The organism is Acinetobacter sp. M5A5_2a (assembly GCF_053345265.1).
Map to the genome: position 1 here is coordinate 25368 of NZ_JBKEZV010000004.1, position 12285 is coordinate 37652.

Annotated in this window: 12 protein-coding genes and 1 pseudogene; 6 read left to right on the top strand and 7 right to left on the bottom strand. The window is 39.1% G+C overall.

All coding sequences use genetic code 11. The annotated features are described in order from the left end of the window. Positions 1-49: 49 nt before the first annotated feature. Positions 50-574 carry an inorganic diphosphatase gene (gene ppa / locus ACLBWE_RS06885; protein ID WP_004640620.1) on the top strand — a complete coding sequence of 175 codons (525 nt, stop codon included), beginning with the start codon at positions 50-52 and terminating at the stop codon, positions 572-574. 106 nt (positions 575-680) lie between these two features. Here the strand turns inward: ppa and ACLBWE_RS06890 are convergent, their stop codons facing one another. Next, positions 681-1988: an OprD family outer membrane porin gene (locus ACLBWE_RS06890; protein WP_447601927.1), complete on the bottom strand. Its 1308-nt coding sequence runs from the start codon at positions 1986-1988 to the stop codon at positions 681-683. 962 nt (positions 1989-2950) lie between these two features. Here ACLBWE_RS06890 and ACLBWE_RS06895 point away from each other — a divergent pair. Next, entirely contained in the window at positions 2951-3772 is an 822-nt protein-coding gene (locus ACLBWE_RS06895; protein ID WP_447601929.1) for a TorF family putative porin, read from the top strand. A gap of 44 nt (positions 3773-3816) precedes the next feature. Here ACLBWE_RS06895 and ACLBWE_RS06900 read toward each other — a convergent pair whose 3' ends face one another. Further along, the gene (locus ACLBWE_RS06900; RefSeq protein WP_447601931.1) at positions 3817-4695 is read right to left on the bottom strand and encodes a dihydrodipicolinate synthase family protein; all 879 of its coding nucleotides are present in this window, start codon (positions 4693-4695) and stop codon (positions 3817-3819) included. Positions 4696-4710: 15 nt separating this feature from the next. Further along, positions 4711-5487 (bottom strand): aldolase, encoded by a 777-nt coding sequence (locus tag ACLBWE_RS06905; protein WP_447601933.1) that lies wholly within the window; start codon positions 5485-5487, stop codon positions 4711-4713. Positions 5488-5598: 111 nt separating this feature from the next. On the opposite strand from ACLBWE_RS06905, the gene pdxR reads away from it, so the two are divergent. Then, positions 5599-7032, top strand: coding sequence for a MocR-like pyridoxine biosynthesis transcription factor PdxR (pdxR, locus tag ACLBWE_RS06910; protein ID WP_447601935.1), 1434 nt, complete (start codon positions 5599-5601; stop codon positions 7030-7032). Positions 7033-7057: 25 nt separating this feature from the next. Here the strand turns inward: pdxR and ACLBWE_RS06915 are convergent. The 4 genes and pseudogenes from ACLBWE_RS06915 to ACLBWE_RS06930 form a co-directional block, all read right to left on the bottom strand. Beyond that, positions 7058-7159: pseudogene (locus ACLBWE_RS06915) on the bottom strand (magnesium chelatase subunit ChlI family protein); the annotation flags it as partial. A 3-nt stretch (positions 7160-7162) separates the two neighbouring features. Next, positions 7163-7708 carry an NADPH-dependent FMN reductase gene (locus ACLBWE_RS06920; RefSeq protein ID WP_447601937.1) on the bottom strand — a complete coding sequence of 182 codons (546 nt, stop codon included), beginning with the start codon at positions 7706-7708 and terminating at the stop codon, positions 7163-7165. A 105-nt stretch (positions 7709-7813) separates the two neighbouring features. Then, positions 7814-9298, bottom strand: coding sequence for a YifB family Mg chelatase-like AAA ATPase (locus ACLBWE_RS06925; RefSeq protein ID WP_447601939.1), 1485 nt, complete (start codon positions 9296-9298; stop codon positions 7814-7816). A gap of 65 nt (positions 9299-9363) precedes the next feature. Continuing rightward, a complete protein-coding gene (locus ACLBWE_RS06930) occupies positions 9364-9591 on the bottom strand; it encodes an accessory factor UbiK family protein (protein ID WP_447601941.1) in 228 nt (75 codons plus the stop codon). Between the two features lie 278 nt (positions 9592-9869). Here ACLBWE_RS06930 and glnK point away from each other — a divergent pair, with 278 nt between their 5' ends. From glnK to nrdR, 3 genes are all read left to right on the top strand, one after another. After that, entirely contained in the window at positions 9870-10208 is a 339-nt protein-coding gene (gene glnK / locus ACLBWE_RS06935) for a P-II family nitrogen regulator (RefSeq protein ID WP_000780326.1), read from the top strand. Positions 10209-10264: 56 nt separating this feature from the next. Continuing rightward, a complete protein-coding gene (locus ACLBWE_RS06940) occupies positions 10265-11659 on the top strand; it encodes an ammonium transporter (protein WP_447601946.1) in 1395 nt (464 codons plus the stop codon). Positions 11660-11820: 161 nt separating this feature from the next. Then, entirely contained in the window at positions 11821-12279 is a 459-nt protein-coding gene (gene nrdR, locus ACLBWE_RS06945) for a transcriptional regulator NrdR (RefSeq protein WP_003654416.1), read from the top strand. Positions 12280-12285 lie beyond the last annotated feature (6 nt).

Here is a 12285-nt window from a genome sequence, read left to right on the forward strand (position 1 = left end):
TATAATCGAGTGGATTTTACATCTGACTTCATAACGAAAGAGTATTGATATGAGTTACAGCGATATCCCAGCAGGTAAAGATGCCCCAAATGACATCTATGTCATCATTGAAATTCCTGCAAATGCAGCACCAATTAAATATGAAATCGACAAAGATTCTGATGCATTGTTTGTAGACCGTTTCATGGGCACAGCAATGTTCTATCCAGCGAACTATGGTTATGTTCCAAATACTTTGTCTGAAGATGGCGACCCGTTAGACGTACTTGTTGTAACTCCACATCCAGTTGCTGCTGGTTCTGTAATTCGTTGCCGTCCAGTGGGCAAATTAAAAATGGAAGATGACGGTGGTATCGATGCGAAATTAATCGCTGTTCCACACGAAAAATTGTCTCCACTTTATAAAGACGTGAAGGAATATACAGATCTTCCTCCATTGTTGATTAGCCAAATTGAGCATTTCTTCAGTCACTATAAAGATTTAGAACCAGGTAAGTGGGTAAAAATCAGTGGTTGGGAAGGTGCTGATGTTGCTAAAGCTGAAGTACTAAAAGCAATTGAAGCTGCTAAATAAGCTTTGATTTATAAGCTTAGAGTTTCTCAATTGATATTCTGAGCTTAATAAAAAACCTACATCTGTTGCCAGATGTAGGTTTTTTTATGCTTGATAGATCTATGAATTAGAATAATTTCACAGGAATATCAAGGAAAATACGCCATTCATTGGTGTCACCGATGTAAGCATTCGTTTGGTAAGCATCGCTTGCGCGGTAGTAAGAGTTACGAATACGAAGGCTCGCATCTTTAGCGAAACCACTTTGAACTGTGTATTTCACTTGGTTAAAGAATTCGTGTTCTTCAGCATCATCAGTTAAACCTTTAACTTTGATGTCCCAACCGTATACAAATGCAGTTGTCCAGTTTAGACCAGGTAATACACCTAACTTACCAAAGTCGAGGCTATATTGGATTTGTGCAGACTTTTCATCATTACCAATGAAGTCAGACAAATAAGAGTTTGGCAAATAAATACTTTGACCGCCGTCAGCATTTTCACCATAGTCATAACCAACATTGCCGCTGTTTTGTTGGTATGCAACCATGATGTTATGTGGACCAGTATTGTAGGCTGTAGATATTGCCCAAATATTGTTTTTACGATTAGATAGGTCATCAGTAGTTTGTGAATAAGTAAAAGCACCCTCATCAAACTTAGTATGATAACCACTAAAATCATAAGTTAATGAACTATCATTAGCCAAAGGCTGCTTATAGTTCACATTGACATAATGGCGTTCAAGTTTATCTTTGCTGTCTAAGCCATAATAAGATGCATTTAAATTGTCATCAAATTTGTACTTAGCTCCCCAAACAATTGCACGGTCAAGATGACGGCCATCTGTGTTCACTTGGTCAGAATACTGATCTTTAGTGAATTTACCTGCAATTACTTCTAAATTTTTAATTTCATGACTGGTTAACAAAGTACCTGTAAAGTATTCAGGCACTAAACGAGCTGTGTTACTTGCCAGAACTGGTAAATCAAGTACTTGAGTACCATAACGTACTGTTGTGTTCGAGAAACGTGCTTTTACGTTACCACCACCACGAGCCCAATGATCGTAAGAATCACCAGCACCTTTAGTTAATTTTCCATCTTTAAGCCCAGTTTCACGTGGAATCATGTTATTACCAGCGTTATTATTTTCGCCAATTTTAAATGAACCATCACCAACAACGCCAACACCGAAACCAACAATACCAGGGGTAAAGCCAGAATCAATATTTACGATTGCTGTTTGAGCAAATGAACTGGTGTCATCCACGCCATTTTTCTTATCACGGCTGATGTAACCTGTACGGAAGAGAATAGAACCGTTCGCATCTTCAACAAATCCTTTTGCCTCACTTTGCTCACTTGCCTGAGCTGAGGAAATTATTGCCGCAGAAATGAGAACTGCTAATGTAAGTTTTTGTGCATTTAGCATATTTAAAGAACCTCATAAAAACGATAAATCCTGTGCCTTGTTATTGTTCAGGGCCTAGGATTTGAATCAATTGTATAAGTAATCTATAAAAAAGATATATTTTTGTTGATTTTATTTTATATATGCTATGCAGAAATTGATTAATGTGTTACTGGTTGTTTACTAAATTTACTATTAAGCTTTTATACTTAATGTATTGTTTAAAATAAAAAAAGTAATTTATTTTTTAGTGGATTTTTACCATTTATTTTATATTCCAAGCTCAAAAAATAGTTGAATCTTGTGTTCATTTTTTGCTCTTTTTTATTGGATATGTTTACTTTTTAATCTTGTCTTAAGTTGATTTTTTTAACAGTTTATTTTCAATGCCCTCTAAATTGTTACTATATAACATTATTTTTAATGCATGATGTACAAAAAGAGATCACTATAATAAGCCAATGGAATTTAGTTGATTTGATCAAATTTAGTGCGATATTTTGCGTAAATTTTGTGCATTACTATTTTTGCTCATATTATTGCTTAAAAAAGACCCAAAAGAGTTCATCAGTTTCAAAACAGAAAAAAATAAAGAAATCTAATTAAAAGAAATGCCCATTCACAGACCATTACAAGCCCGGCTTTAAGAAATTTACGTAATTTTTATATCTCTTATTTAAGTTTAAATAGAAATTTTACATTGAGTAAATGGATACTCCTGATGTCGCTAATTTATTTCCGACAAGGTATTTTCTCATGTTGCTCTTTTCTAATCGGATAGATGTCTTATTTTATAATATTGTTTTTTATGAATATATCTTTATAAAAATTAAATGGAATTTTTATTGTAGAGATATTTTGATTTCAATATTAATGATATGCAGCGAAGGGAAATATGGACTTGGCACAGCAATTGCTAAAGCTTAAGTAACACAATGTGTTTTATATACATAAATCGTGCATTCATTATGGGGGAGATCAAAATGATGAAATTTGCACTTAAGGCCTTAGGTCTTGGTATTTTCGCAGCTGGTTCAACCATGGCTATGGCTGAAGAAGCACCATCTTTTTATGGTATCACTGCAACAGGTAATGTAGCGGCAACTACAGACTACCGCTTCCGCGGTGTTACACAATCGTCAAATAACCCAGCCATTCAAGGTGGTTTTACTTTTTCTCATAAGTCAGGTGCTTATTTATCCCTCTGGGGCTCAAGCGTTGATTTTGGCGTAACTGGCAATTCAACAGAGACAGATGTCGCTTTGGGTTATACCAACACTTTAAAATTAACGGATACGCTTGCGCCTACTTATGATATTGGTGTAATTCATTATGGCTATATTGGCTCTGGTCATAGTTTTGACCGTAATGGTATTGGTTATGATGGTAAAAATGGATTAGATTTTAATGAAGTTTACGGTAAATTAACTTTTGCTGATTCTTTATTTAAAGGTGATGCACTTAGTGTGGGTGTAAACTATTCAGATGACTACTGGGCTCATTCTAAGCAGTTCTGGTATTTTAATGTCGGTTATTCAGCACCAATTGCAGACACAGGATTTACTGGACTTGCATCAGTTGGCTATAACAAATTCAAAAATAAAGATGCTTTAGCCGTAGTTGCGGGTGGTCCAGGTAAAGACGATAGTTATATCGATTATAAAGTTGGTGTAAACCGTAACATCTTGGGTATTGTTGCTGAGCTAGATGTTGTGGGTACAGACATTAGCACTTCTGGTATGACTGATGCTGGGAAAAAACCTTATGACACAGGCTTAGTGTTTAGTTTAACTAAAACATTCTAAGTTTATGCGGTAAAAAAAGCGGGTTTATTGCCCGCTTTTTTTAATTAGTCCTCTATTTGAGCAAGTAACTGTTTTAAGTGACTAAGCTCAACATCATTTGCTTTGATCAGAGGTTTACGTGGCGTACCCGCAGAAATACCTTTTAGCTGCAAACCTGCTTTAATCGTTTTAGGTAAACCACCGCTTACGATAAAGCGTAGTAGAGGAAGTTGCTGGTAAAATGATTTTTGAGCCTGATTTAAATTACCATTTTTCACATGCTGAATAAGTTGTTGGGGGAGCTGACCTAATAGATTAGGCGCTGCTGTACACCAACCACTAGCTCCTGCACATAAGGCTTCTAAAGCTAGAGGATTACAGCCGTTATAAAACGGGAGTTCTCCTTTTGATAGCTCATAAATTTGATGCATACGCTGAATATCACCGCTACTTTCTTTTACCATCGTAATGTTTGGAATCTGATTAAACATACGCACGATTAACTCTGGAGACATATCAACACCGCTAGTTGCAGGGTTGTTATAAATCATAATCGGCAAAGTCGTTGCTTGTGCAATTAACTGATAATATTCAAAAATCTCTTGATCTGTTAGCTTCCAATAAGATACGGGAATCACCATAAGTGCATCTGCACCATAGCTTTGCGCGATCTGCGCTTTTTTGATGGCTTGATCCGTCGTGAGTTCTGAAATCCCAATAATGACAGGTAAGCGTTTATTAATACTTTCAATTGAAGTTTTGGCAACTAAGCACCACTCATCCCATTCAAGATAAGCGCTTTCGCCAGTACTGCCTAGAGGTGCGATGGCATTACAACCATTTTCAATAAGCAAATCCAACATTTGCTTTAGAACAGGAAGGTTAATGGTGTTGTCATTAGAAAATGGGGTGACAGGGTAGCCAATAATACCGTTTAGTTTCATGGTAGAAGTCTCTTTTTAAATACAGTCAGAATGTTTTTTCAAAGCTTTACGTGCGTAATAAGCAAAGTTCACTTTGTTACGTTTGTCAGTAGATACCCAGTCATGAGCTTCTGTTGCTAAATCGTGGGGGATAGGCTGAATTTGTCCGGCCGACATCGCTAGCAGTTGCAGTTGAGCTGCGCGCTCAATTAAAAGAGCCAAGTTGCATGCTTCTTCAATGGTTTTTCCTGTGACCAATTGACCATGGTGAGACAATAAAACAGCACGGTTTTTACCCAAAGCAGAAGAAATCAAAATGCCTTCTTCGTTACCTACAGGGACACCCGGCCAATGACCTACAAATGAGCAATCTTCGTAGAGTGCACAGACATCCATTTGAGAAATCATGAGCGGAATCTGTAGCATGGAGAGTGCTGCTACATGGGTAGGATGCGTGTGGATAATGCAGTTCACTTCGGGATGTTCTTTATAAATCCACGTATGAAAACGATTGGCCGGGTTTGCCATTCCTTCTTGATTGATTGGCTCTAAATCTTGATTAACTTCAAGTAAGTTTGAGGCAGTAATTTCATCAAAGCCTAAACCAAAACGTTGAGTAATAAAGGAATCTTTATTTTCACTACGACATGTAATTTGGCCCGCTAAACCAGCATCATGGCCATTATCAAATAAAATACGACAAGTGAGTGCGAGCTTTTGGCGGTCAGTTAAATCTGAATCGCTAATCCACTTTTGCATGTCTTGCTGTGCATGTTGCATCAGATCTTGTTTGTTTACAGAAGCAGTCTTCATCTCTTCTCCAGTCCAGTTGACCAAATTAAGTAGGTGAAGGCAGAATAGAAAACAACTGGGTGAATCAATACATCCAGTTTTTACAAGTTATATGGTCCAGATGGGGCGAATATGCTAAGACCTTGGCAAATACATTTCCGTATCGATGAAAGAGAAGAAAAAACAGTTTTTTTAAAACTGACTAACTTGATTAGTCAGGAGATTTTAAGTGGTCGCTTGGTGCAAGGGACTATGTTGCCTGGGTCTCGTAGTTTGTCAAAAGAATTGGGAATTAATAGAAAAACAGTACAAGCAGTATATGAAGAATTAGAGGCGCAAGGCTGGCTTGTGACTCGTCCTAGAAAAGGCACATTTGTGGCAGATATTTTGCCGGAAAAGCAGCTCCAAATAGAGTCTGTAAATGAGCGAAAAGTTAATGATAAGCCAACTATTCAAGAAGTTGCTTTATACCCACACAACGATGGTGTGCCTGACCCAAGGCTTATTCCGTATGAGTTATTTTCAAGAGCCTATCGGCATGCATTGATTAAAATTACCCAAAACCAGTACATGGGTTATGGAAACCCTCAAGGTATGATTGAGTTAAGACAAGCCTTGCAAAAAATGTTGTCGATGGAACGTTTTATGAGTGTTGCCGAAGATGAGATTTGTATTGTACGTGGCAGTCAGATGGGAATTTTTCTTGCATCCCGTGCACTACCAAATCGACAGGGAGTGATTGTAGTTGAAGAGCTGTATTATCCCTCTGCTTTTAAAGCGTTTCAGTCGAATGGGTTTCAGGTCGTTTCTGTCAAATTAGATGAGCAAGGTATTGTCATTGAGGATTTAGAACGGATTTTACAAGAACATTCAGTTGCTGCCATTTATACAACTCCGCATCATCAATATCCCACAACTGTCACGATGCCAATGAGCCGCCGTCTTCAGCTCTTAGAACTTTCAAAAAAATGGGGGTTTTATATTATTGAAGATGATTATGATCATGAATTCCACTATGACAGTCGGCCTATGCCACCCTTAGCGAGTTTGCCTCATTCTGAGCTGGTCATTCATGTTGGCTCATTATCTAAGGTTTTTGCACCTGGTATTCGTTTGGGATACATTGTTGCATCTCAGACTATCATTCAATCCATTATCGAAGATATTTTATTGATTGATCGGCAAGGTAATAATATTACCGAACTTGCTTTAGCAGATTTAATGCAGCGCGGTGAAATCAAACGACACATTCGTAAAATGAAAAAAATATATCAGTTACGCCGTGACCATGCCTTAACTGAATTTAGCAGAGTTTTTTCAGGTGATGTCCACATTCAACCTCCAGCAGGCGGAATGGCTTTATGGGTGAAATTCCAGAAATCTTTTACTAAAGAGCAAGCCTTAAGGTTAGACGAACTCAACATGGATACAGAGCATAAGTTTAGACAGGATGATTCTTCTAATCGTTGTATTCGTTTTGGCTTTGCAGCTTTATCAGAGAAAGAAATTACTTCTTTAATTGAGAAGTTAAATGAGGTTCTTAATAAAAGAACAGCGGACTCATAATCCTTTGTTCTAATCTTAGTGCTGATTATCTCTGATAAGACAGCGCTGTTGTAAGATGAGAGCTTTGAATTACATCACTTTGAGCCAAATCGACAATGGTCCATGCTACTCGTAAAGCACGATGAAAAGTTCACTCTAATTGATCTTGATACTTCTGAATCTCGGAGATAAAGCTCAGCAGAAAAGGTGTGATTTGTGATTTATATTGTTCAGTTTGTAGCATCTCAACAATTTGTTCAGGAGATTTGCTAAGAAGTGAGAAGCGTAAAAATAAATCTTCAAAAAAATTGCTGCTAACAGTCGAAAGTACTCTTCTTAAAGAAACCAGCATATCGTCGCCGCGGCTAGATGCATGAACTAGAACGATAGGCTTGTCTATGATTTCGGTGCGGGAAACTATCCAGTCAATTGCATTTTTGAGACCGCCTGGAATACAACGGATATATTCAGGACTTGAGATGATAATGCCATCTGAGGCAGAAACAGATTTGATAAATTCTTCTACTACAGCAGGCGTTTTTTCTCCCTCATCATCCGGAGAAAAGATAGGCAAAGTATTAATTTGATCGAAAACTGAAAATTCAATACTGGACGGTGCTATATCTTTCATTGCTCGTAATAGCGCTGTATTTGTAGATGCCTCTCTTGCACTGCCGGATATAGCCAAAATTTTCATAGCGTCCTCTTTGCCTTTTTATATAGGCAGTAATAAATTCTTTAATTAACAACTCATATAAATATTAAAAAACAGCGGACTCACGATCCGCTGTTTTTTCATTTGTTAACTATTTCCTCGATAGGATAATGCTTCTGTAAGGTGAGAGCTTTGAATCACTTCACTTTGAGCTAAATCGGCAATGGTACGAGCAACGCGTAAAACACGATGATAAGCGCGGGCCGATAAATTTAAACGTTGTTGAGCCATTTCAATCATTCGTTGAGAAGTACTATCAAGTACAGCATGTTGTTCTAGCTGCTTCGGCGAAAGCGCCTGATTTAAACAATTTTGTCTTTGAATCTGTTGTTCATAGGCATAAATCACCCGTTGTCGAACACTACTCGAATCTTCAACAGGCGTTGGATCTTGTAGCTCTTGGGCCTTTAACGGTGGCACATCAATATGTAAATCGATACGGTCAAGTAAAGGTCCAGATATACGGTTTTGATAGCGCTTAATACTCTCAGGTGAACACTGACAACGACTATCTTGATTAAATGCATAGCCGCATGGACATGGGTTCATCGCCGCAATCAGTTGGAAGTTAGCCGGATAAGTAATTTGCCGAGCTGCTCGTGAAATAATGATTTCTTTTGACTCAAGCGGCTGGCGTAAGACTTCTAGTACTTTTCTATCAAACTCGGGGAGCTCATCTAAAAAAAGTACTCCTAAATGCGATAATGTAATTTCGCCCGGTTTAGGGTGAGAACCGCCCCCAACGAGTGCAATCGCTGATGCTGTATGATGGGGCGCTCGAAATGGTCGCTGACCAAAAGTATGTGATGTATTTGAAATAGAGTAAATGCTAGCAACTTCAAGCGTTTCTTGATTAGTCAGAGGCGGTAAAATTGAAGGAAGCCTTGAGGCGAGTAAAGTTTTACCTGTGCCGGGTGGTCCTTTAAAAAGTAAGGAGTGCCCTCCAGCAGCAGCAATTTCGAGTGCACGGCGTGGGCGTAACTGACCTTTTACATCTGCAAGGTCAAATTTATAAGGCATTTGGTTTGAAGTGGTCTTAGGCTCAACCGAAGATAGAGACTTTGTGCCCAGAAAATGTTCACAGACTTCTTTTAAGTGGCTCACTGGATAACATTTAAAGTCAGGTAAGTGACTAATATCCTGACTATTATCAAGTGGTAAAAGCATTTTATGTTTGGCTTGTTGACAAGCCATTGCCAAAGTTAAAGTACCTGACACTGGCCTTACATGACCATCAAGTGCTAACTCTCCAATAAATTCAAAATCTTCGGCACAGTTTTCTGGGAGCTGACCAGAGGCAATTAAAATACCTAAAGCAATTGGTAAATCTAGACGTGAACCATCTTTGGGCAAATCTGCTGGTGCAAGATTAATGGTCAGTCGTTTAGTCGGAAATTGAAATCCACTGTTAATAATCGCTGAGCGAACTCGGTCTTTACTTTCTCTTACTGCCGCTTCGGCTAGGCCTACAATGGTAAGAGAAGGTAAGCCTTGACTCACATGTACCTCTACTTCAATGAGAGGTGCATGTAAACCCAAAAGTCCCCGTGTATAAATTTTAGAAAAAGACATCTTATTGTTCCATTATGGTGCTTCATTTTTAATCGTTGTAAAGTATAAGTGCGCTACATTGGTGCTTATTTTTTATTCTTTAAAGTTTCTTCTAATAGTTCTACTTTTTTTTGTAGCTCTGCTAAACGTTGGTTGGCTGATTGCAGTGCGGTCTTTTGGCGGTCAATTTCTTGTCTGGAAACAAGATCTAACTTTTCGACTGCTTCATTTAATAATGCACGTAAATTTTTTTCCAAATCTTTTTTAGGCTCATCAATTTGTTCCAGAATGGCCTGTAATAAAGTTTCTAGCATGAAATATCCAAAGTGTTGTATTACCTTATGGTTTACAGTTTACCACTGCTTGAAGGTGGGATATAGGTTTCAATTCTTTTAGTACAAATAGAACATTAAATCAGCATGTAAACATACTGAAAATTCATTTTATTTTTAATAGCTCATCTACATCTTGATCACTAAATAGGTTATAAAGAAAGTTCATGCAATAGATTCATTTCCCTCAACCTTTGAAATATTGGCATGAAAATTGAACATAAAACCTTACTGGTGAAAAGAAGCCGAAGGAAACAAACATGAAGCTTGTAACTGCAATTGTAAAACCGTTTAAATTGGATGATGTGCGTGAAGCGCTCTCTGACATTGGTGTACAAGGGATTACCGTAACTGAAGTTAAAGGTTTTGGTCGTCAAAAAGGACATACAGAACTCTACCGTGGCGCGGAGTATGTGGTTGATTTCTTACCTAAAGTAAAAATCGAAATTGCGATTAGTGATGAAATGGTCGACGCGGTGATTGAATCAATTACACGTGTAGCAAGCACAGGAAAAATTGGCGATGGTAAGATTTTTGTGACTAACCTGGAACAAGTAATCCGTATCCGTACGGGTGAAACTGGACCAGATGCTGTCTAATTGGCACAAAGCTTGCTGAGTAGAAAATAACTCGCAAATGAGGTTGGGGGACACGAATGAAAAAAATGCTTATGGCGCTGAGTCTATCAGGCGCTCTTTTGGGTGGTACTGCCGTTTGGGCAGAAGAAGCTGTAACAACGCCTACATCGGAAGTTGCGGCTACATCAACATCTCAAGCTACTGCAACCACTGCAGAAGCACCAGTTGCTGAAACTCCGGCAGCTCCAGCACCAACACCAAAACTTGATACGGGTGATACCTCTTGGATTTTAGTCTCAACAGCTTTGGTACTGTTGATGACCATTCCTGGCTTGGCATTGTTCTACGGCGGTATGGTCCGTAAGAAAAACGTCTTAAGTACTATGATGTTCAGCCTTTCTGCTGCAATTTTGGTAAGTTTAATTTGGGTGATTGCTGGTTATTCACTCGCGTTCTCTGGCACAGGTGCATACTTTGGTGACTTGTCTAAAGCTATGCTAAACGGAGTCGCGTTTGATGCATTGAGTGGGACAATTCCTGAAAGTCTCTTTGTTATTTTCCAAATGACCTTTGCCATTATTACAGTTGCAATTCTAAGTGGTTCTATTGCGGACCGCATGAAGTATTCAGCTTTCATGGTGTTTATTGCAGTTTGGGTACTCGTAGTCTATGCACCAATTACTCACTGGGTTTGGGCGGCAGATGGCTGGTTATTTAAAGCAGGCGCATTAGATTTTGCTGGTGGTACAGTTGTACATATCAACTCAGGTGTTGCAGGTCTCGTTGCGGCTTACATGCTTGGAAAACGTATTGGTTTGGGCCGTGAATCTATGGCTCCGCATAACTTGACTCTAACTGTAGTCGGTGCAAGCTTACTTTGGGTGGGTTGGTTTGGCTTTAACGGTGGTAGTGCTTTAGGTGCTGGCGCTCGTGCAAGCATGGCAATTTTAGTGACTCAAGTTGCTGCCGCTGCTGCTGCGTTCTCTTGGTTAGTTGTTGAACGTATGATTCGCGGTAAAGCATCTGTATTAGGTGGTGCTTCTGGTGCTGTCGCTGGTTTGGTTGTGATTACGCCAGCAGCAGGCTTCGTCGGTGTAGGCGGTGCTTTAGTCATGGGCCTTATCGGTGGCGTAGTTTGCTTCTGGGGTATTACTGCACTTAAACGCTTACTTAAAGCTGATGATGCTTTGGATGCGTTTGGTTTACATGCTGTAGGTGGTATTGTCGGTGCGATTTTAACTGGCGTATTTTACAGTGATGAAATCATCAAAGCAGCCAACGTTCCATTAGCAGCAACATTCACTGGGCAATTATGGGTACAAGTTGAAGGCGTATTGGCAACCATGGTTTACAGTGGTGTAGCGACTTTTGTAATTCTTAAAGTGATTGATCTTGTGATTGGTATCCGTGTTAACGCTGATGATGAACGCATGGGTCTGGATTTAAGCCAACATGGCGAACGTATTGAATAATTCGTAATATATCTGCTGTCTTAAAAGAACAGTCTTGCGCTGTGATCAAAGCGATGCTTTGATCTTGCTCAGGACTGTTTTTTTGTCTCATAGAATGCTGGTTCTGTAAGTGTAGAAACTTTGCTACACTAGGTCAAAGTAATCGACCCTATAAATCCGCTATGCATTGTCCATTTTGCAACGCCGCAGATAGTAAAGTCATCGATTCACGTTTAGCCGCCGAAGGCTGTCAGATTCGTCGACGTCGTGAGTGTGTAAGTTGCGGTGAACGTTTTACCACTTTTGAAAGCTATGAAGTGGTGATGCCCCGTGTGATCAAATCGAATGGAAAGAATGAACCTTTCGATGAGGCCAAGCTACGCCGTTCGTTAATGCATGCATTGCAAAAACGTCCGGTTACCCAAGAACAGATAGAAACTGTTTTAAGTGATATCCAATTGCAGATTCGCCGTTTAGGTGAGCGTGACGTGAAGTCTAGAACAATTGGTGAAGTCGTCATGCAATCTCTATTTGCACTCGACCATGTCGCTTATGTTCGATTTGCTTCTGTTTATCAAGATTTTCAGGATGTTGAAGCTTTTCGCCGTCAAATTGAGCAAATGCAGCAACGTGAACAATAATTATTT